A 19649-nucleotide genomic window follows, 5' to 3' on the forward strand; every position below is an offset into this window, starting at 1 on the left:
CGTACGCCGGGCACCGGAACGGCGTCCGGCGGTACCGTGCTGTGGTGGCCTCACCGCGGCTGGTCCACGACGAGTACGAGCGTGGGTGCGCGCTGCCCTCGACCCCGACGGCGGTGCGCTACCTGCCGCCGTCGGGGTTCCTCGCGTCCCGCGTGCCGACGCAGGCGCTGGCGGCGGGGTCGGTGGGGGTGCTCGCGTCCGCGGTGAATCGCCTGCTGGTGTCCCGGGGTCGGGAGCCGCGGGCGTGGCAGATCGATCCGGAGCGGGTCGCCGCGTCGTTCGCCAGCGACCGGATGCTGTCGATCGACGGTGCGCCGGTGTCCGCCTTCGCGCCGATGTCGGGGTTCTTCGCCGCCGGGGACGGCTGGGTGCGCACGCACGCGAACTATCCGCATCATCGGGCGCGCCTGTTGACCGCGCTGGACCTGCCTGCCGATGCCGACCCGGGTGTGCTGTCGACACGGATCGGGGAACTGCCTGCGCAGGACATCGAGGACCGGTGTGCCGACGCGGGCGCGATCGCCGTCCTGGTCCGCGACGAGACCGCCTGGGCGGGGCATCCGCAGGGCGTCGCGAGCGGTGACGGCCCGCTGGTGCGGACGCGGATGACGGACTCCCGGCATTCCGGTCCAACACCGTCGGTGGCCGACGCGGACCGCCCGCTCGCCGGTGTGCGGGTGGTGGACCTGACGCGGGTGCTGGCGGGGCCGGTGGCGGGCCGCGACCTCGCGTTGCTCGGCGCTCAGGTGCTGCGCGTCGACCCGCCGCACCTGCACGAGATCGACTGGCAGCACCGCGACACCGGCCAGGGCAAGCGGTCCACCCTGCTGGACCTGACCGTCGCCGACGATCTGAGCACGATGCGGTCCCTGCTCGTCTCGACGGACGTCCTGCTCACCGGGTATCGGCCGGGTGCCCTCGACCGCTTCGGGATCGCCGACTCGACGCCCGGCCTGGTGGTCGGTTCGGTCAGCGCGTGGGGTGAGCGCGGTCCGTGGGCGATGCGACGCGGGTTCGACAGCATCGTGCAGGCGGCCTCCGGGATCGCGTTGGTCGAGGGCGGCGGACGACCCGGTGCGCTGCCGGTGCAGGCGCTCGACCATGCCTCCGGTCATCTGCTCGCGGCGGGGGTGGTGGACGCGATCGCGCAGCGGATCGGGGACGGGTGCGGTCGGGTGGTGTCGGTGTCGCTGGCGCGCACGGCACGCCTACTGCTCGACCTGCCCGGGCGGGTCGCCGCCCCCGTCGCACCGAGGAGGCCTTCTCAGGCAACGGCGGTGACCCACGGCGGGATTCGCGCGGCGCGGCCTCCCCTGCCCGGGTACGCGCAGTACCCGTTCCCGGCCCACGACTGGGGTGCGGACCCGCCGCACTGGTGGTGAGGGACCCGCTCTGGTCGGTGGGCGCCCCCGTGCGCAGGCCGCCTCCGTGGGGCGGCGCACACTGTCGGGGTGAGCATCGTCCCCCTGCCTCCGACCGACCCCCTGCCCCCGACCGATCCTGTGCCCCTGATCGTCGACGTCGACACCGGGATCGACGACGCCCTCGCGCTGCTGTACCTGCTGTGCAGCCCGGATGCCGAGATCCTCACGGTGGCCAGCACCGGCGGCAACGTGCCGACCGCGCAGGTCGCCGCGAACAACCTGGCCTGGCTGGACCTGTGTGGCCGATCCGACATCGAGGTCACCCGGGGGTCGGCGGTCCCCCTGGTCGGCGACCTGCGCACCACGGAGGACACCCACGGGCCGCAGGGGCTCGGGTATGCGGTGCTGCCGACGTCGACCAGACCACTCGCCGAACGTGATTCGGCGACCGCGTGGGTCGAGGTGGCCCGCTCCCGGCCCGGGGAGGTGACGGGTCTGGTCACCGGGCCGCTGACGAATCTCGCTCTGGCACTGCGGATCGAGCCGGACCTGCCGCTGCTCCTGCGCCGGCTGGTGATCATGGGCGGGGCGTTCGACCATCCCGGGAACACCACCCCGACGTCCGAGTGGAATGTCGCCGTCGACCCCGAGGCGGCGAAGGTGGTGTTCGATGCCTTCTCCGTCGTGCCGGAGCATCGACGGCCGATCGTGTGCCCGCTCGGTGTCACCGAGACCATCGAGCTGCGCCCCGAGCACCTGCGTCGCCTCGCCGAATCCGCAGGCAGCACCCCGGTCGAGTCGATCACCGAGTCCGATCCGGCCGGAAGCCGTTCCCGCGCCTCCGATCCGGTGGTTCGCGCCCTGTCGGACGCGATCCGTTTCTACCTCGAGTTCCATCGGGACCACGGACACGGCTTCCTCGCCCACATGCACGACCCGCTCGCGGCGGCGGTGGCGCTCGATCCGGCGGTGGTGCGGACCCGGCCGGCCACGGTCGATGTCGAACTCGTCGGAACGCTCACTCGCGGGTCCACGGTCGCGGACTGGCACGGCATGTGGGGCCGCGCACCGAACGCCGATATCGCGGTGGCCACCGACCCCGACACCTTCCTCACCCATCTCGTCGACCGCATCGGCCGACGTCTGCGCGGACGGTCCCGCGCTACCGCCCCAAGGTGACCCGCGGTGGCCGCGGTGACGGCCTGCGCCGGACCGGCACTGCCAGCGGAACTCTCGCTGCGGTGTGCGATCATCTACCCGTTCCGCTCAGTCGACACCCGCTCGCGCCCGACGAGATCTGTCGCCGGACCGTCCGCCACCCGCGAGCCACAGAGAGAGGTGTCCGCATGAGCCACGCCCCACACCGCGCCCCGTCCGCCGACCACCGGACGCGCGGCCGCCGCCCGCGGGCCCGGTGACCGCATGGACACCACCGCTCTGAAGCAGAGCTGGCGCGAGGTCGCGAAGGTCGGCGACGAGGCAACCCAGTACTTCTACTCCCACCTGTTCCTCGCGCATCCCGAGGTCCGCGAGATGTTCCCGATCTCGATGACCGCGCAGCGGAGCCGATTCTTCACGGCGCTCGGACACATCGTGAGCAATGTCGACGACCTGGCCACCGACCCGACCTTCGTCGAGCAGCTCGGTCGTGACCATCGACGCTTCGACGTTGTCGCCGACCACTATCCGGCCGTCGCCCCGTCGCTGCTCGCCACCCTCCGACACTTCCTCGGCCCGGCGTGGACCGAGCAGCTCGAGGCGGACTGGACCGCGGCGTACGAGGCGATCGCCGGGATCATGATCGCCGCAGCCGCGGACGCCGAACGGGACTCCCCGCCGTTCTGGGAGGCGGAGGTCGTGGCGATCGACCGGCGCAGCATCGACGTCGCGGTGGTCGAGCTGCGCCCGGACCGGCCGTACCCGTACCTGCCCGGCCAGTCGATGGCCGTCGAAGTGCCCTCCCGCCCCAAGCTGTGGCGGTACTACTCCCCCGCCAACGCTCCCCGCGCGGACGGGTCCATCGAACTGCACGTGCAGATCGTTCCTGGTGGCCAGGTCTCGACCGCGCTGGCACGCGGGACCGCCCGCGGCGACATCATCCGGCTCGGTGCCCCGATCGGGGACCAGCTCACCCTGTCGCCGGACGACGGGAGCCTGCTCTTGGTCGCGGGCGGCACCGGGCTTGCGCCGCTCCGCGCGGTGCTCGACCACATCGACGAACGCTGGCGGGCGTCGGGTTCGGCGCCGGAGGTACACCTGTTCCACGGGGCGAGGGCGCCGTGGAACCTGTACGACCACCAGCATCTTCGGCAACTGGCGGCCCGGCCGTGGCTTCAGTACACACCGGTCGTCTCCGACGACCCCGGCTTCCCCGGTGTCCGCGGGCTCGTCGGCGATTTCGCCGCCCGGGCCCGACCCTGGCACGGTTTCACCGCGCTGGTGTGTGGGTCCGCGCCGATGGTCTCGCACACCCGGGCCGCGCTGCACTCCGCCGGGCTGCCGCCGGCGGCGGTCCGGTTCGAGGAGTTCGCCGATGCCGGGTTCGCGGACGGCGCCGCCGCGCCCTGGACCCAGCACGCCCACCCAACGCCGGACACCCGGCACACACCGGACACCACCCCGACACCTGGCGCGAGCCCGACACCCGACCCGACGTGGCCGACGGAGGCGACAGCATGGAGATAACGCCCGCGAACATCCGCCAGGTGGAGTTCAAGAGGGCCCAGATGGGTCGGCGCGGATACGACGCGGGATCCGTCCACGAGTACCTCGACCAGGTCGGTACCGAGCTGGCCCGGCTGCGCGCCGCCAACGAGCGGCTGATCCACGCCACGCCGGCCACCAGCGCGGACCTGGAGGCGTACGCGACGCGGATCGCCTACCTCGAGGATCAGCTGGCGCAGCGTGATCGGGCCCGGGCCGAGCCCCCCGAACTCCACCAGCTGCGCCGGGACCTCGCCGCGGCCACCGCGGAGCTGCACCGCCTTCGGGAGGAGTCGGAGAAGGATCTGCTCGGCATCAGTACCCGCGCGGTCAACCTGCTCAGCCAGGCTCAGCTGTCCGCCGACACCCTCGTCGCCGACGCCGAACGGTACGCCCGCGACCTGGTGATGACCGCGCGCGACCAGCACCGCGATCTGCTGCAGCGCGCCCAGCGCGCGGCCGAGCAGGCCGAGCAGGCCGAGGCGCCCGCTCGCCGCCCCGGCGATGCGGGTCCCGGCTACGCCCAGACCATCCCGGAGGTCGAGTACCTGCGCACCTACACGCAGATCGCGGCGACGCAGCTTCGGTCGGTGCTGACCGCGCTGTCCGGCGAGGTCGACAAGCTCGCGGACCTTCCGAATCTGGTTCCCGCGCTGCAGGCAACGCCCGAAGCACCGAACACACCCGAAACGCCGTACGCGCCCGAATCGCCGTACGCGCCCGAAACACCGCAGGCACCGGAAACGCAGCTCATCCCCGCGACCCGGCAGCCCGCGGACGGGTCGACACCCGACCAGACGGGAACGGAGCCGTCCGCGACCGAACCGACCGAGACCGAACCGACCGAGACCGAACCGACCGAGACCGAACCGACCGAAACCGGGCCGACCGAGACGGCGCTGTCCGAGACCGGTCGGCCCGCCGCAGGGAGCTCGTGACCCGGCGCCTCGGACGGCGCCGGGTGACGGGAGCGCGCGACGCTCGTCCGCCCCGCCGCCACCCGGTCGCCCGCGCGAGCGGCCTCGTCAGCGTCCTGCGTGGCCGTCGAAGGCCTCAAGGAGGCGGTGCGCGGCCAGCGCCGCGGTCAGCTCGCCGTCCCGCACCTGCTGCTCGACCGCACCGCGGATAGACCGGACCGCCGGGTCGGTGTCGAGGCGGCGCAGCAACTGGTCGTGCACCATCGACCACGTCCAGTTCACCTGCTGCTGATGGCGTTTGCGTTCGAGTTCGCCCGCGTCGCCGAGGACCTTGCGGTGCCGGAGCACCTCGTCCCAGAACTTGTCGACGCCGTTGTTCTCGAGCGCGCTCATCGTCAACACCGGCGGCCGCCACAGCGCGTCGTGCGGGTAGATCAGCCGCAGCGCGCCCGCGAGTTCGCGGGCCGCGACCCGCGCCTCGGCCTCGTGCTTGCCGTCGGCCTTGTTGACGGTGACGATGTCCGCGAGTTCGAGGACGCCCTTCTTGATGCCCTGCAGCTGGTCGCCGGTCCGGGCCAGGGTCAGGAAGGTGAAGGTGTCGACCATGTTCGCGACGGTCACCTCGGACTGCCCGACACCGACCGTCTCGACCAGGATCACGTCGTAGCCGGCCGCCTCGAGCAGCACCATCGTCTCCCGGGTCGCCTTCGCGACACCGCCGAGGGTGCCCGACGTCGGGGACGGCCGGATGAACGCGCTCGGCTCTACCGACAGGTTCTGCATCCGGGTCTTGTCACCGAGGATCGACCCGCCGGTCCGGGTGGACGACGGGTCGACCGCGAGCACCGCGACCTTGTGCCCCAACGAGATCAGGTGCATCCCGAGGGCCTCGATGGTGGTGGACTTGCCGACCCCGGGGACGCCGGTGATGCCGACCCGGATCGCGCCGCCCGCGTGCGGGAGCAGGCGCAGCAGCAGCTGCTGCGCCTGCTCCCGGTGGTCCCCGCGGGTGGACTCGACGAGGGTGATCGCCTTGGAGATCTCCGATCGCCGACCCGCGAGGACCGCGTCGCCGAGCGCGCCCAGGTCCAGCGGCGGACGGCTAACCGGCACTCTGATCGTGTCCCAGCAGCTCGGACAGCTTGCCGAGCAGGCCGACCGCCGCGTCCGCGAGGACGGTGCCGGGCGGGAAGATCGCGGCGGCACCGGCTGCGTACAGCTCGTCGAAGTCGCCCGGCGGGATGACGCCGCCAACGACGACCATGATGTCGGGGCGGCCGACCGCGGCGAGGGCCTCCCGCAGCGCCGGCACCAGGGTGAGGTGGCCTGCGGCGAGGGAGGACACGCCGACGATGTGCACGTCGGCGTCGGCCGCCTGCTGGGCGACCTCCTCGGGGGTCTGGAACAGCGGTCCCACGTCGACGTCGAAGCCGAGGTCCGCGAAGCCGGTGGAGATCACCTTCTGGCCGCGGTCGTGGCCGTCCTGTCCCATCTTCGCGACCAGGATGCGCGGGCGGCGACCCTCGGCCTCCGCGAACTTCTCGACGAGTTCGATTGCGCTGGAAATGTTCTCCGACTTTCCGGCCTCGTCCCGGTACACCCCGCTGATGGTCCGGATCTCGGCCTGGTGACGCCCGTACACCTTCTCCAGCGCGTCGGAGATCTCTCCGCCGGTGGCCTTGGCGCGGGCCGCGTTCACGGCAAGGGCGAGCAGGTTGTTCTCCATGCCGCCCTCGGTCGAGGCGGCGGCGCGGGTCAGCTCGGCGAGCGCGGCCTGGGTGGCGGCCTCGTCGCGCTCGGCGCGCAGCTGCTTGAGCTTGGCGAGCTGCTCGGCGCGCACCTTGGTGTTGTCGACCTTGAGCACCTCGATGCTGTCCGGCTCGGCGGGCACGTACTTGTTGACGCCGACCAGCGGCTGCCTGCCGGAGTCGATGCGGGCCTGGGTGCGGGCCGCGGCCTCCTCGATGCGCAGCTTCGGGATGCCCTCGCCGATGGCCTGCGCCATGCCGCCTGCCTCCTCGACCTCCGCGATGTGCGCGCGGGCCCGGTTGGCGAGCTCGTTGGTCAGCCACTCGACGTAGTGCGAGCCGCCCCACGGGTCGATCGGGCGGACCGTGTTCGACTCCTGCTGGATCAGCAGCTGGGTGTTGCGCGCGATGCGGGCGGAGAAGTCCGTCGGCAGCGCGATCGCCTCGTCGAGCGCGTTGGTGTGCAGCGACTGGGTGTGGCCCTGGGTCGCGGCCATCGCCTCGACGCAGGTGCGCGCGACGTTGTTGAACACGTCCTGCGCGGTCAGCGACCAGCCGGAGGTCTGCGAGTGGGTGCGCAGCGACAGCGACTTCGCGTTCTTCGGCTCGAACTTCTCGACAAGCTCCGCCCACAGCAGGCGCCCGGCCCGCAGCTTGGCGACCTCCATGAAGAAGTTCATGCCGATCGCCCAGAAGAAGGACAGTCGGGGCGCGAACTTGTCGATGTCCATGCCGGCGTCGAGTCCGGCGCGGATGTACTCGATGCCGTCCGCGAGGGTGTACGCCAACTCCAGGTCGGCGGTCGCACCGGCTTCCTGAATGTGGTAGCCGGAGATGGAGATCGAGTTGAACTTCGGCATCTTCGCGCTGGTGTAGGCGAAGATGTCGGAGATGATCCGCATCGACGGCTTCGGCGGGTAGATGTAGGTGTTGCGGACCATGAACTCCTTCAGAATGTCGTTCTGAATGGTTCCGGCCAGCTGCTCGGGCGCGACGCCCTGCTCCTCGGCGGCGACGACGTACAGCGCCAGGATCGGCAGCACCGCGCCGTTCATGGTCATCGACACCGACACCTGCGACAGGTCGATACCGTCGAACAGCTGACGCATGTCGAGGATCGAGTCGATCGCGACACCGGCCATGCCGACGTCACCCTGCACGCGCGGATGGTCGGAGTCGTAGCCGCGGTGCGTGGCGAGGTCGAACGCCACCGACAGGCCCTTCTGACCGGACGCGAGGTTGCGGCGGTAGAAGGCGTTGGACTCGGCGGCGGTCGAGAAGCCCGCGTACTGGCGGATCGTCCACGGCTGGTTGACGTACATCGTCGGGTAGGGGCCGCGCAGGAACGGTGCGGCACCCGGGAAGCTGTCGAGCGGGTAGCCCGACGCCTCGGCGGCGTCCCGGTCAGCCTTCGTGTAGACCGGCTTGACGTCGATGCCCTCGGGCGTCGACCAGATCACCTGGTCGGCGTCGTAGTTGTTCGCCTTGGCCGCGTCCTCGATGTGCGCCGCCGTCTCGGTCTCGGTCGGCGCCGCGGGCGCCGGGAAGTCCGGGTCGGTCAGCGGCACGTCGGCGAAGCTGCCGATCTCGTGCTTGATGCTCATTTCGCTCCCAGGGTGTCGAGCAGACCGGTCAGGGCCGACACTGCGTCAATACGAGCGGTCAGGAAGCCGTCCGGCCGGTCCGCGCCCTGCGCGTCGGCGAACGTCTTCTCCGGTCCGGCCAGCAGGACGGTCTCGATGCCCGCGGCGCGCAGCGCATCGACCGCGGGCACGCCGTCGGTGCCGTACCGCTTGTCGGTGCCGCACAGCACCGCGATGGTGGTCTCGGACTCGGCGACGACCCCGGCGACGGTGGCCAGGTCGAGGGTGCCCGGGTTGACCGCCTCGATGCCGCCGGACGCCAGCAGGTTCGCGGCGAACGTGGTGCGGCCGTTGTGTTCCGCGACCGGGCCGAGCGCCGCGAGCAGCACCTTCGGCCGGTGCCCGCGATCGGCGAGGAACCGGTCGGACCGGTCCCGCAGCGCCTCGAACGCGGCGCCGTAGCGGGCGACGCCCTCGAGCGGGGCGGGGCCGTCGGCGAGCGGGGCCTCGGCGAGGTTCGGGAACTCGTTGACGCCGGTGACCGCGGTGCTGCGGTGCGCGATGTCGGACTCCCGCTTGGTGCGGGTGGCGGCGACCCGGTCGGCGATCACGCCGGACTCGAGCGCGGCGGCGTAGCCGCCCGCGGCCTCGATCTGCTGCACGAACTCCCACGCCTTGGCCGCGACCTGCGCGGTCAGGTCCTCGACGTACCAGGAGCCCGCGCCCGGATCGAGCACCCGGCCGAGGTTCGACTCCTCGAGCAGCAGCAGCTGGGTGTTGCGGGCGATGCGGGCCGCGAACGACTTGGAGGTGTCGACGCTGCCCTCGGGGAGCGCGGCGTCGAACGGCAGCACGGTCACCGCGTCCGCCCCGCCGACACCGGCGCCGAACGCGGCGAGGGTGGTGCGGAGCATGTTCACCCACGGGTCGCGCTGCGCCATCATCGCCGCGGAGGTGACGGCGTGCTGCGGCGCACCACCGAACTCGGCGGCACCGCACACCTGCGCGACGCGCGCCCAGAGGGCGCGGCCGGCCCGGAACTTGGCGATGGTCTGGAACTGGTCGTCGGTCGCGGCGAGCCGGAACTCGATCTGCCCCAACGCCTTCGAGATGGTGATTCCCGAGTGTGTCAGTGCGCGCAGGTACTCCAGCCCGGCGGCGACGGCCGCACCGAGCTCCTCGGCATCGGAGGCGCCCGCATTGTGGAAGGCGGTGCCGTCGACGGTGAGCGCCCGGACGGTCTCCGCGCGCTGCGCGGCGGCGGCGGCCAGCGCGATAGCGGCATCGACGGAGACACCGGCCGCGCCGGAGAATCCGTCGGTGAGCGGGGCGGCGCCGAGGCCGACCGTGATCGCGGCGCGGTCGGCGACACCGTCCCCGGCGGCGGCGCGCTCGTCGATCAGCGCGTACAGGCGCTGCGCAACGTCGGCCACATCGGCGCCGGCGTCGAGGGTCAGCGGCGCGAGGTCGAGCAGCACGCCGTCGAGCGCCGTTCCGAGGGCGTCGGCGGACAGCCCGTCACCGCCGACGCTCAGCCAGATCGCGCTGACCCCGTTCTCGAGTCCGTCGAGGATGGCCTCGTTGACCCTCTTCGCGTCACGCTCACCGGCACCGAACGCGGCACTGACCTGCCAGCCGCTGTTGACGTCGCGGTGCGCGTCGCGCCCGCGGACGAACGGGAACACGCCGGGCAGCGGCGCCTCGGCGGTCTCCTCGCGGCGGGTGTAGAGCGGCGTGACAGTGACACCGTCGTAGGTGGTGGTGTCGAGGAGGTGTTCCGGATCGGCAGGCAGCTCGGACACGTCGACCCGGCGGGCCTTCGCGAGCACCGCGGCCACCGCTTGCTGCCACGCCGCGTAGTCGCGGGCGGCCTCCTCGGTCTGTGAAGCGTGTGACACTGGAGCTTGGGACACGGTGTCGGCTTCCTCTCGGTATTCGGGCATGGTCATTCTCGCTGTGATGCTAGCCCGGCGGGTTCGGGGCCTGTCCGCTGGATCACCTACCGTTCGGTAACCTCGCGGGCATGAGCATTGCGACCGATCTTCGCGAAACCCCCCAGTCGTTGTTCGGGGTCGGACGCCCGGTCCGCGACGGCGCCACCGCCCGGATGGCGATGGCCGTCACCGGGTCCGCAGGGGGCACCGCGATGCTCGGCGTGCTGATCGACGACCTGCTCGGGGTCGCGTTCTACGACCGACGCGGCGACCACGACGGGATCGTCGGCGCGGAACTGTCCATCTCGTACGCCCGGCCGACCGGCTGGCGGGGGCCGGTCCTGACCGCCGAGGCCCACATCGAATCGATCGACGACGACGGCGGGCTCGGCGTGCTGCAGGTGCTCGACGCCGACGGCACCCAGCTCGCGTCCGCGACGATGTGGGGCACCTTCGTCGACGGCGTCAGTCAGAACCGGACCCTGCACGGTGCCCCGGATCCGGCCCCGACCCCGCCCGCCGCGGCGGCGGCACCACTCGACATCCTGGGCGGCACCATCGAGCGCACCGAGACCGGCGCACTGCTCACCGTGACCGGCAGCCCGGCCCTCGCGAACACGATGGGGAAGATGCACGGCGGAATCCACGCGTGCGGGCACGACCTGGTCGCGGCCGCCGCCGCGCCGGGCATGCGGACCGCGGCGCTGCGGGCGAACTACTTCCGGCCCGGATCCCTCGACGGCGAGATCGTGTTCGAGGCGTTCCCCGTGCAGGTGGGCAGGCGGATCGCGGTGATCCGCACCGAGGCCCGCGACGCCACCGGGCAGGTGTGCTCGGCCGCGACCATCACCCTGCGCAGGGAGGCCGCTGCCGCGGCCGAGCGCCCCGCACCCGAGTGCTGAGGTCGGCCGGGCGACTACTGCGCACCCCGCGCGCGGTGGTCCTGATCGCCGTGCTTGCCGTGCTTGCCGCGGTCGCCCTGTTCGTTCCGCATCCGTCGATCGACCAGATGCGCGGGTGGTCCGATTCGCTCGGCCCGGCCTTCCCCCTCGCGTTCGTCGCGGTGCACGCGATCGTGACGGTGGCCCCGGTCCCCCGCACCGTGTTCACCCTCGCTGCGGGGGTGCTGTTCGGCGCGGCCACCGGGATCGCGATCGCGATCGCGGCGACGACGATCAGCGCGGCGATCGCGCTGGTCCTCGTCCGGGTGCTGGGCCGGGACATCGTGGCCCGGCACCTGACCCACCCCGCCGTGCAGAAGATCGACGACCGACTGGCCAGGCGCGGCTGGCTCGCCGTCGGCTCGCTGCGGCTGATCGCCCCGGTCCCGTTCTCGGTGACCAACTACTGCGCGGCGCTGTCCTCGATCCGGTTCGTGCCGTACCTCCTTGCGACGATCGTCGGCATCATTCCCGGCACGATCGGGGTGGTGATGCTCGGCGATGCGATCGGCGGGGACACCTCCCCCACCCTGCTCGCGGTGTCCGTCCTGTGCCTCGGCGTCGGCGTCGTCGGGCTGGTGATCGATGCCCGACTCGGCGTCCCGGCAGGCCCCGAGCGGACCCTCGACCAGCTGCGCGAGTCACGCCGCGAGGCGTAATTTGCTCCGGCCCCGGCCATGGCCTTGATCTAATCCGGTCGAGGGCCACCAGGTCGACGGGCGGCGAGACAGCGTGCGCCTATCGATCCTCCGGCTCCGGCGCAGGGAGCAGGCCCTCGGCGGGCTCGGCTCCGACCGCGCGCCGCGCGGCGGGGCCGTCGATCTCGTAGTCGGGCGCCAGCGACGTCTCGACCGGCTTGTTCGCGACGGCCTCCGCGGCCGCCACCGCCCGCGCCACCGCGGGATCGGTCTTGGCCTCGAACCAGTCCGCGACCTCCGCGGAGTCGTCGACCGGGGCGACGGGCTCGTCGGCGCTCGGCTCGTACCGGAACACGCCGTCCTCGCCGGGCGCGCCGAGGGTCTTCGCGAATCCCTTGAGGGCGTCCCCGAAGTCACTCGGCACCAGCCACACCTTGTTCGCGTCACCCTGGGCCATCTGCGGCAGCGTCTGAAGGTACTGGTAGGCAAGCAGTTCCGGCGTCGGCTTGCCCGACTTGATGGCCGCGAACACCTTCTCGATCGCCTTCGCCTGCCCCTGCGCCTGCAGGTACTTCGCGGCCCGCTCACCCTGGGCGCGCAGGATCCGGGACTGCCGCTCACCCTCGGCGTCGAGGATGGCGGCCTGCTTCGCGCCCTCGGCGGCGAGGATCTGGCTCTGCTTGGCACCCTCGGCGGTCTTGATCGCGGACTCGCGGCTGCCCTCGGCGGTGAGGATCATCGCGCGCTTCTCCCGGTCCGCCTTCATCTGCTTCTCCATCGACTCCTGGATCGAGGGCGGCGGGTCGATGCTCTTGAGTTCGACGCGGGCCACCCGCAGGCCCCAGCGTCCGGTGGCCTCGTCCAGCACCCCGCGCAGCTGCCCGTTGATCGAGTCGCGCGAGGTCAGCGTCTCCTCCAGGGTCATGCCGCCGACCACGTTGCGCAGCGTGGTGGTGGTCAACTGCTCAACGCCGACGATGTAGTTGTTGATCTCGTATACCGCCGCCTGCGGGTTGGTCACCTGGAAGTAGACGACGGTGTCGATGTTCAGCGTCAGGTTGTCCTGCGTGATCACCGGCTGCGGCGGGAACGAGACGACCCGTTCCCGCAGGTCCACCTTCGCGCGGATCCGGTCGACGAACGGCACCAGCAGGGTCAGCTGGCCGGACACGGTGCGCTGATACCGGCCCAGACGTTCGATCACGGCGGCCTCGGCCTGCGGCACCAGGGCCACCGATTTCGCCACCACGATCACCACGAGCACGACGATCACCGCCAGCACGATCAGTGCGGCCATCCTTCACTCCCCTCCCGACACCTGCCCGGCGCCGGTCCTGTTCGGTCAACGTCCGCGGGGTTACGCTCCCCGCCACACGACGGCGGTCGCGCCGTCGATCTCCATCACGGTCACGGTCGTGCCCGGCGGATAGGTCTCGGTCGGGTCGAGGGGGCGCGCCGTCCACACCTCGCCAGCGAGCTTGACCTGGCCGCGGTACTCGGACACCTCATCGAGGACCAGCGCGGTCCGGCCGGTGAGGGCGGCGACGTTCGTCTCCACCGCAGGGGGACCGCTGAACCGGCGCTTGAGCGCGGGCCGGACCCCGACGATGAGCGCGAGGGACACCAGGGCGAACACGAGCGCGTCCACCCATACGGGGAGGTCGGTCGCCGCGCTGACACCCGCCGCGGCGAGCGCCCCGCCCGCCAACATCAGCAGGAAGAAGTCGCCCGTCGCCGCTTCCGCCGCCGCGAGCACCACCCCCGCCACCAGCCAGATCACTCCCGCCACGCCACCACTCTAGCCACACCGGCACCAGTGCACGGGCGCCGCCAGCGCCGTGGCCGACCGGATGCCCGGTCAGTCGACAGTCACGAAATCGACGAGCCGCTCCACCGCCCCGATCAACGGGGCCTCGAGATCCCGGAAACTCGACACCGCGCCGTACACCCGGCGCCATCCGTCCTGCGGTGTGCCCCAACCGAGTTCACGGCACACCCCGGTCTTCCAGTCCTCGCCGCGCGGGATCGTCGGCCACCCGGTGATGCCGACGGCCTTGGGGCGCACCGCCTCCCAGACGTCGATGTACGGGTGCCCGGTGACCATCACGTGCGGGCCGAGGCCGCGGGTCAGCGCGGTCTCCTTCGACCCCTCGACCAGGTGGTCGGCGAGGACCCCGACCTTGCGTCCGGGGCCAGGCCCGAACTCGGCGAGCCTCGCGGGCAGGTTGTCGAGGCCCTCAAGCTGTTCGACGACGACACCCTCGACCCGCAGGTCGTGCCCCCACACCCGTTCCACGATCGCGGCGTCGTGCACGCCCTCAACCCAAATTCGACTCGGCAACGCGGTGCGCGCCCTGAGCCCCTCGACGCGGGTGGAACCGGACGCGGACCGGGCCCCGGCCTGCTTCGTCGCCGCCGTCGTCGTCGCGGTCGGGCGGACCAGGGTCACCGGCTGGCCATCGACGAGGAACGCGGCCTCCCGCATCGCGAACAGCCGGGTCTGTTTGCGGGCGTCCTCGAGCCGGACGTAGTCGCCGTCGTAGGTCTTCTCCATCCCCACCACCGCACCGCACCAGCCGGTGGCGGCGTCCTCGACGACCAGACCGCGGTCGGCGGGCAGCCTCGGGTAGTCGCGGGCCCGCCGCCGGGTGTGCCCGTCGAAGATGTTCCCGCCGTACATGTCGCGTCCACTCACGCCGGACCACGCTAGTGCCATCGACGCCGCGGCCGCCCTAAGCTTGATTGTCGTGTCCTGCCCCAGCATCACCCTCACCCTGTGGTCCGCCTCGTGGCTGGCCGGCGCGAGCGCGCCCGACGACGTCATCGACGCCGTCGCTGCGTGGGCGCCCATGCACCTGATCGCGGCTGCCGACGCCGAGGTCGCCCTGCGCTGGGACCTGCCGTGGCCCGGCCCCACCGATGCGGGCCCGGTGGCACTGCTACGGGCGATGCGCGCGGTGACCGCGGCCGACCGGGGGGCCGCGCCGACGCTGGTGCTGCCCGCGCCGGGGGACGTGCGGGGCCTGCCCGCGCAGACCGCGTTCGCCGCAGCGGCGGTCGACGCGGGGCAGGGGGTGATGGTCGGATCCCCCGGCACATCGGGGCTCGGCATCGTGCCCCGGGTGGAAGGACCGGATGTACTGCGGTGGACGGTGTTCCCGATCCCCGAACTGCCACGGGCCGGGGAACACATCGGGCTCGGCGAGGCCGAGCACACCCTGAGGGAGGCGGTCCGGGAGGCGGCGGAGGCGTTGTCGTCGATGCACGGCGGGTTCGTGGGTACCCAGGCAGATCCCCGCGCCCGGATCGCCGACGCGCTCGCCGACCTGACCCGCCACACCACCCCCGACGGCACCCCGGCCCGGGTGCTGCGCATCCTCGACACCGCCGATCAGGTCGCGGCCATCCTGACGGTGGCCGGCGAGTCGTCCGGTCGGGCGCAGACCGCGACCGGCGCCGCGGCCCGTGACGACACGCTGCGGCCGCTGTGGTCGGCCGTCCGCACCGCGCGGATGGCGGCGGTGACGGCCTGCGTGCGCGCCGAACAGCCGCGCAGCTGACCCTGCGTGCCGGGTCCGGGCGTCGCGGGGCGGGACAGGATCCGGGACCGCAGCAGTCCGCTCAGCCCTCGACCGCGGCCGCGATCCGATCGAGGGTGCCGGTCATCGTCTCGCGGTTCCTGGCGACGCGATCGTCGACGCCCGACACCCGCACGGCGTACGCGCGGGCCTGCTCGGTCCGCAGGTCCTCCGTCCACTCCGTCACCCGGCAACCGCCCGCGGTGGGTTCGATGCGATAACCCCAGGTCGCGTAGTGCACGCCGTGCATCGAGCAGTCGAACACGAAGCTGCGGCCCTGGTCCGCCTCGACCACCGTGCCCTGCGTGATCCACTCGTGGTCACCGTTGCGGTTGTGGCCGTCGAAGACCGCCCCGACCGCGGGGCCGTCGACGCCGTCGTGCCACCGGCAGGAGTGGCACTCCCGCGACCATTCCCCCATCCGGGTGACATCCGAGATCGCCGCGTACACGTCCGCCGGTGACGCCGCGATCTCCCGCGACACTTCGAGCCTCTCGCCCACAGCACACCACTCCTCGACATTGGTCGACGACCCCGTCCGGGTCGTCCGACCCCTCCGATCATGAATACCAGTGCACGGCCGCCGTTCCCACTCGACCGGCGCCGAGATCAGACGGGCGACCAGGCGCCCTCGTCGGAGCGCCGCCACTCGGTCGGGTCGCCGTCGACGGTGAGGCGGTCGTCGCGGAGCCAGAAGGTGGCGTCGGGATCCCACCCGGCGAGCAGCGTCGCCCCGGGCCGGTCGGTGAGCGGGATCGCGATCCCCGGCGTCGTCAGGTACCCGAGCAGCGTCAGGTGCACGGCGTCGTAGTGGTCGGCGACCGCGGCCCAGTCGGGGATGTGCCAGTCGTGGACCTCGCCGGTGGTGTACCGCCACTCGCAGCGCCGCGAGGCGGGCACCGCCAGCGGGTGGGCGTCCACGAGGCGCGCCCACGCATCCGGGCCGGTGATCTCGTACACCCGCGGCGTGCCGTCGACCCGGACCGGCCACACCCGGGCCTTCTTGTAGCCCAGCGAATCCTCCTCGAGCAGCAGTTCAAGCGCGCCGAGTCCGTCGCAGGCACGACTGGTGTCGTGCACCCCGACGCCGCCAGCGACCGGGGTGGACCACCATTCGCCGCCGAGTTCACTGCCGGGGTGGGTCCGGTGGTACTCGACGAAGCGCGCCTCGGTCTCCAGTGCCGTCGCTCGCCACACCGCGAGGCCGTCACGGCGACGCCCGAACTCGGGTCGGCCCGACCATCCGTGGCCCTGGTAGCAGGGCGCCACCTCACGCTGGGCGCCGAGGTCGACCGGGTCGCCCCACCAGCGGGTGTGCGGCGAGGCGAGCACCGCCTCCGCGATCGGTCGCAGCACCTCGACCGCCTGAGCGCGGGCGTACAACACGTCCTCGTCCTCCGGAGGCTGCCAGTACCAAGCCATGTCGACCGCTTGACGTCCTCCCCGGCCTGAAGGCCGGGGATTCCTACCAGCACCCGCGTGGGCGCTCTCGGTGGGTTCCTGTTTCACAGAGAATCGCTTTCCGCTAGACGGAAAGACTGACAGTCTCTCCGCAGGCGTTTCGCCTCTCCGCCCGACCGGCGGCAAGGATGTTTCGTGCAGCATTCAGATCGCGGTCGTGGACCGTGCCGCACGGGCACGACCACGATCGGATCGACAGCGGTTTCGGTCCGTCGACCCGCCCGCACACCGAGCAGGTCTGGGACGACGGGAACCACCGGTCGACCTTCACGACCGTCCGCCCGTATCGGGCGGCTTTGTCCTCCACCATGCGGAGAAACATGCCCCAGGCGGCGTCGTGGACCGACTTTGCGAGGCGGGTGCGGGCCAGGCCCTTCACGCACAAGTCCTCGACGTAGACCGCTTGGTTCTCGCGGATCAGTGCCGTGGACTGCTTGTGCATGAAGTCGCGTCGGGCGTCGGCCATCTTCACGTGAGCCTTGGCGACCCGCAGGCGCGCCTTGGCCCGATTCTTCGATCCTTTGTCCTTGCGGGACAAGGATTGTTGTGCCTTCTTCAACCGTCGCTCGGCGCGGCGGAAGAACTTCGGGGACGTGATGGTCTTGCCGTTCGACAGGACCGCGAACGTGGTCAGGCCCAGATCAAATGCCCACTTCGGACTCGATCGACGGCAACGGTTCGGCGTCCATCTCAACAACGAACGATGCGAAGTACCGGCCCGCACCGTCTTTGACGATCGTCACCGACGACGGTTCCGCCGGCAGGTCGCGGGACCAACGCACCGGCACGTCGCCGATCTTCGGGAGTCGCAGTTTCCCACCCGTGGTCACCGTGAAGCGGGCGTTGCGGGTGAACCTGATCGACTGCCAATTGTCGCGGCGGGACCGGAACCGGGGTGCCCCCAGGTTCGTGCCTTTGCGTTTCCCGGAGAGGGAGGCGAAGAAGTTGCGGTACGCGGCGAAAGCGTCGGCGAGGGCCTGCTGCAACACGACCGACGATACTTCGGTGAGCCATTCCCGCTCGGGCGTTTTCTTCACCGCGGTCAACGCTTTCGACAGCTCCGCATCTTTCGGGTACGATAGACCGGTCCGTCGTGCATGTTCGCGGGCGGCGATCGCGTCGTTGAACACCACTCGGGCGCATCCGAATGCCCGCGCCAGCGCCGCCTGTTGCCCCGATGTGGGGTTGAGGCGGTACCGGTATCGGAGCTGCACCCCAACAGTCTACCATTGGTTTATGGCAGAGCGCGACGACATTCGCACTGGTAGACACTGCATTTTCCTCCTTCACGCCCATTTGGTGTTCGTGACCAAATACCGGCATCGAGTGTTCACCGACCAGCACCTGCAACGGATGGAGGCGATCATGCGAGACGTGTGCACCGACTTCGAGGTCGAACTGGTCGAGTTCAACGGCGAAAGCAACCATGTCCACCTGCTCGTGAACTTCCCGCCGAAGGTCGCGGTGTCGAAACTGGTGAACAGCCTCAAAGGTGTGTCGTCGCGGCGGCTGCGGCAGGAGTTCCCCGACCTGGTGCAGCACTACTGGCGGGCGCAACGGCTGTGGTCGGGTTCGTACTTCGCCGGCTCGGTCGGCGGTGCCCCGCTCTCGGTGCTGCGGCAGTACATCGAGCAGCAGGACCGTCCGGTCTAGGGCACGCTCGGCCCTTGGTGGGCCTCCCGCGTGTGCTTTCACCTCCGCCGTGAACGACGGAGCACTAGCGCACATTCCGGTAGCGCTATCTCGCCGCCGTCATGTACGCCGCCCGGGATTCGAGATCGGCGAGGTCGTCGGGCAGGTCGGGCACCCGCACCCCGTAGTCGTCGGCCAGCTCGCGCACCGTGACACCGCGCACCGTCCAGCCGTGGTCGGTCAACCGGCTGACGGGGTCGGTCCGGGTGTCGTCGTAGAAGAGGGCGGCGACGTCCAGGTCGCCGAACGGATTCCGGTCCCGGAAGTACTTGTCCTGCAACGCAAGCAACCGCTTGATGTCGGCGCCGCCCCCGATCCCGTCGACGGCGATCCGACTGCCGGTCGCCGAGAGGGCGTCGATCCGCTCGAACAGCGCGTCGTGGGCCGCACCGGGCAGATACGGCAGCAGCCCCTCCGCCGACCAGGCCGTCGGCAGGCTCGGCTCGAAACCCGCGGCGCGCAGCGCGGCAGGCCAGTCGTCGCGCAGGTCGACGGCGACCGGCCGCCGGTCCGCGTTGGCGCGGGCGCCGCGCGCGGTCAGCACCGCCGCCTTGAAGTCGAGGACGCTCGCCCGGTCCACCTCGTACACGGTCGCACCTGCGGGCCAGTGCAGGCGGTAGGCCCGCGCGTCGAGCCCGGCAGCGACGATCACCGCCTGCGTGACACCCGCCGCGGCCGCCGCCGCAAAGTGGTCGTCGAAGAACCTCGTCCGGAGCCCCATGAACCCCGGGAAAAAGAACGGGACCTCCTCGAGCGGGGACGGATCGGCGAGCAGTCCGATGAAGTGCGCGTCCCCGGACGCCTCGACGAACCACCGCGCGAACTCGTCGACAATCAGCGGTTCCGGCCGCTCCGACTCCAGCGCGCGGAAGGTCGCCACCCCCAGCGCCGTCCGGCCAACGCTGTGGACGATGTCCCACGTGTCCCCGTCGGTTCGCACGATCGACACCTCGCCATCGAGGTCGCTCCGTTCGGCCGTACGATCGCCCGGCCGCTCGACCCTGCCGATCCTACGCCCGACACCGCTCGGCGTTCCGCCCGCGCGTCCCCGCGTCGGCGCGCTAGGCTGCCAGCGATCCACCCACCCGGT

The 19649-nt window shown here is 71.5% G+C and carries 19 protein-coding genes; 8 read left to right on the forward strand and 11 right to left on the reverse strand.

What is annotated here, in order from left to right; all coding sequences use genetic code 11:
* Nucleotides 1-44 precede the first annotated feature (44 nt).
* From ACFWPA_RS01215 to ACFWPA_RS01230, 4 genes are all read left to right on the forward strand, one after another.
* Nucleotides 45-1382: a CoA transferase gene (locus tag ACFWPA_RS01215; protein WP_378569490.1), complete on the forward strand. Its 1338-nt coding sequence runs from the start codon at nucleotides 45-47 to the stop codon at nucleotides 1380-1382.
* 69 nt (nucleotides 1383-1451) lie between these two features.
* Nucleotides 1452-2543, forward strand: coding sequence for a nucleoside hydrolase (locus ACFWPA_RS01220; RefSeq protein ID WP_378506390.1), 1092 nt, complete (start codon nucleotides 1452-1454; stop codon nucleotides 2541-2543).
* Between the two features lie 243 nt (nucleotides 2544-2786).
* A complete protein-coding gene (locus ACFWPA_RS01225) occupies nucleotides 2787-4049 on the forward strand; it encodes a globin domain-containing protein (protein WP_378506389.1) in 1263 nt (420 codons plus the stop codon).
* The gene (locus ACFWPA_RS01230; protein WP_378569492.1) at nucleotides 4040-5005 is read left to right on the forward strand and encodes a DivIVA domain-containing protein; all 966 of its coding nucleotides are present in this window, start codon (nucleotides 4040-4042) and stop codon (nucleotides 5003-5005) included. The genes ACFWPA_RS01225 and ACFWPA_RS01230 overlap by 10 nt, the downstream gene beginning before the upstream one ends.
* 87 nt (nucleotides 5006-5092) lie before the next feature.
* Here the strand turns inward: ACFWPA_RS01230 and meaB are convergent, their stop codons facing one another.
* The 3 genes from meaB to ACFWPA_RS01245 are packed head-to-tail and all read right to left on the reverse strand — an operon-like array spanning nucleotide 5093 to nucleotide 10213.
* Nucleotides 5093-6076, reverse strand: coding sequence for a methylmalonyl Co-A mutase-associated GTPase MeaB (gene meaB, locus ACFWPA_RS01235; protein WP_378506408.1), 984 nt, complete (start codon nucleotides 6074-6076; stop codon nucleotides 5093-5095).
* A gap of 10 nt (nucleotides 6077-6086) precedes the next feature.
* On the reverse strand, nucleotides 6087-8336 hold the full coding sequence (gene scpA / locus ACFWPA_RS01240) for a methylmalonyl-CoA mutase (protein ID WP_378506387.1): 2250 nt from the start codon (nucleotides 8334-8336) through the stop codon (nucleotides 6087-6089).
* A complete protein-coding gene (locus tag ACFWPA_RS01245) occupies nucleotides 8333-10213 on the reverse strand; it encodes a methylmalonyl-CoA mutase family protein (RefSeq protein ID WP_378506386.1) in 1881 nt (626 codons plus the stop codon). The genes scpA and ACFWPA_RS01245 overlap by 4 nt, the downstream gene beginning before the upstream one ends.
* 125 nt (nucleotides 10214-10338) lie before the next feature.
* Here ACFWPA_RS01245 and ACFWPA_RS01250 point away from each other — a divergent pair, with 125 nt between their 5' ends.
* Entirely contained in the window at nucleotides 10339-11151 is an 813-nt protein-coding gene (locus ACFWPA_RS01250) for a hotdog domain-containing protein (RefSeq protein ID WP_378506385.1), read from the forward strand.
* Nucleotides 11152-11186: 35 nt separating this feature from the next.
* A complete protein-coding gene (locus ACFWPA_RS01255; protein ID WP_378506384.1) occupies nucleotides 11187-11849 on the forward strand; it encodes a TVP38/TMEM64 family protein in 663 nt (220 codons plus the stop codon).
* A gap of 79 nt (nucleotides 11850-11928) precedes the next feature.
* Here ACFWPA_RS01255 and ACFWPA_RS01260 read toward each other — a convergent pair whose 3' ends face one another.
* The 3 genes from ACFWPA_RS01260 to ACFWPA_RS01270 form a co-directional block, all read right to left on the reverse strand.
* The gene (locus ACFWPA_RS01260; protein ID WP_378506383.1) at nucleotides 11929-13125 is read right to left on the reverse strand and encodes an SPFH domain-containing protein; all 1197 of its coding nucleotides are present in this window, start codon (nucleotides 13123-13125) and stop codon (nucleotides 11929-11931) included.
* 60 nt (nucleotides 13126-13185) lie between these two features.
* A complete protein-coding gene (locus ACFWPA_RS01265) occupies nucleotides 13186-13617 on the reverse strand; it encodes an NfeD family protein (RefSeq protein ID WP_378506382.1) in 432 nt (143 codons plus the stop codon).
* A 69-nt stretch (nucleotides 13618-13686) separates the two neighbouring features.
* Nucleotides 13687-14523 (reverse strand): DUF3097 domain-containing protein, encoded by an 837-nt coding sequence (locus tag ACFWPA_RS01270; RefSeq protein WP_378506381.1) that lies wholly within the window; start codon nucleotides 14521-14523, stop codon nucleotides 13687-13689.
* A gap of 52 nt (nucleotides 14524-14575) precedes the next feature.
* On the opposite strand from ACFWPA_RS01270, the gene ACFWPA_RS01275 reads away from it, so the two are divergent.
* A complete protein-coding gene (locus ACFWPA_RS01275; RefSeq protein WP_378506380.1) occupies nucleotides 14576-15388 on the forward strand; it encodes a hypothetical protein in 813 nt (270 codons plus the stop codon).
* A 61-nt stretch (nucleotides 15389-15449) separates the two neighbouring features.
* Here the strand turns inward: ACFWPA_RS01275 and ACFWPA_RS01280 are convergent, their stop codons facing one another.
* The 4 genes from ACFWPA_RS01280 to ACFWPA_RS01295 form a co-directional block, all read right to left on the reverse strand.
* Nucleotides 15450-15908, reverse strand: coding sequence for an SRPBCC family protein (locus tag ACFWPA_RS01280; RefSeq protein ID WP_378506379.1), 459 nt, complete (start codon nucleotides 15906-15908; stop codon nucleotides 15450-15452).
* Nucleotides 15909-16015: 107 nt separating this feature from the next.
* Complete coding sequence (locus ACFWPA_RS01285) at nucleotides 16016-16828, reverse strand: hypothetical protein (RefSeq protein ID WP_378506378.1); 813 nt, start codon at nucleotides 16826-16828, stop codon at nucleotides 16016-16018.
* A gap of 103 nt (nucleotides 16829-16931) precedes the next feature.
* On the reverse strand, nucleotides 16932-17561 hold the full coding sequence (locus tag ACFWPA_RS01290) for an RNA-guided endonuclease InsQ/TnpB family protein (protein ID WP_378506377.1): 630 nt from the start codon (nucleotides 17559-17561) through the stop codon (nucleotides 16932-16934).
* Nucleotides 17509-18081, reverse strand: coding sequence for an RNA-guided endonuclease InsQ/TnpB family protein (locus tag ACFWPA_RS01295; protein WP_378506376.1), 573 nt, complete (start codon nucleotides 18079-18081; stop codon nucleotides 17509-17511). Before ACFWPA_RS01295 ends, ACFWPA_RS01290 begins: the two co-directional genes overlap by 53 nt.
* Before the next feature lie 22 nt (nucleotides 18082-18103).
* Here ACFWPA_RS01295 and tnpA point away from each other — a divergent pair, with 22 nt between their 5' ends.
* Nucleotides 18104-18520 carry an IS200/IS605 family transposase gene (gene tnpA, locus ACFWPA_RS01300; protein WP_378506375.1) on the forward strand — a complete coding sequence of 139 codons (417 nt, stop codon included), beginning with the start codon at nucleotides 18104-18106 and terminating at the stop codon, nucleotides 18518-18520.
* A gap of 85 nt (nucleotides 18521-18605) precedes the next feature.
* On the opposite strand, the gene ACFWPA_RS01305 is transcribed toward tnpA, so the two are convergent.
* Nucleotides 18606-19499, reverse strand: a complete 894-nt coding sequence (locus tag ACFWPA_RS01305; RefSeq protein ID WP_378506374.1) for an SAM-dependent methyltransferase — start codon at nucleotides 19497-19499, stop codon at nucleotides 18606-18608.
* Between the last annotated feature and the right edge of the window lie 150 nt (nucleotides 19500-19649).

This window comes from Rhodococcus sp. NPDC058505 (assembly GCF_042720095.1).
Lineage (GTDB): Bacteria > Actinomycetota > Actinomycetes > Mycobacteriales > Mycobacteriaceae > Rhodococcus_G.